The following is a 739-nucleotide window of genomic DNA, read 5'->3' as shown; positions in this document are numbered from 1 at the left end:
TCAGCCAGGCTGCAATGGAAAATAGGCCGCAACAGTATCTTTGGGAAACGTCCTACAAGGAAGCCCTTAAATCTGATATTTCGGCCCACTTCTTCCCGTTACCCGGAACATTCACTAGCGGTCGAAACACCCCCGCAAAGTCGAAAGCGCTCCACTTCACGACCGCAACAGAAAATCCTCAGGCAGCCGAGCCGCAACCTGCTCCCAGCATCGCCCGATCTCCTTTGACGCCATGCCAAATCGCGGACGACGTGCCGGGGCTTCACTGATCTTGAGATGTTGCAGCAACCAATCGTCCGTCCAGCCAGCCCATTCTCCCGCCACGCTGTGCAAGTTGGCCTTGAGCACTGGAAACACCTCACCCCACAGAATGCTTTCAACCTGTTCCAGTGAATACCCGCTCTCGACCACGGCCCGTGCCACGTGCGAGAAATCCTCATCGCCCAGCTCAACGTCAAGGAACAAGCCCGAAAGGGCTTGCCAGACTTTCAGGCGACGCGGGTCGGTTGTGCGCACAGCTCGCTCCTGGATGAGAGTTGAACGGCTGGAATGATGCCAGCGTCACGCGACTAGATCGATGCGCTGCGTGCCGGCCTATCGTGGCAAGGAGTAAAGGGGGGGCTAAGAGCAAAGAGGACACCCACCAGCCGGATCATAGTACTGCGCCCTCAACTGCGAAGGCCGCATCCCTTGCTCGATCTCCTCTAATAACGCCTTCACCATGGTAACAATCCGAAAC

At 57.1% G+C, this 739-nt stretch carries 1 protein-coding gene; it reads right to left on the bottom strand.

What is annotated here, in order from left to right; translation table 11 throughout:
• Nucleotides 1-156: 156 nt before the first annotated feature.
• Nucleotides 157-516 carry a hypothetical protein gene (locus KY379_RS27190; protein WP_261242817.1) on the bottom strand — a complete coding sequence of 120 codons (360 nt, stop codon included), beginning with the start codon at nt 514-516 and terminating at the stop codon, nt 157-159.
• Nucleotides 517-739: the final 223 nt, after the last annotated feature.

Source organism: Pseudomonas sp. HD6422 (assembly GCF_025377065.1).
Classification (GTDB): Bacteria; Pseudomonadota; Gammaproteobacteria; order Pseudomonadales; family Pseudomonadaceae; genus Aquipseudomonas; species Aquipseudomonas putida_U.
The sequence above is the reverse complement of the archived record's forward strand: the minus strand, read 5'-3'. Positions and strand labels throughout refer to the sequence as shown.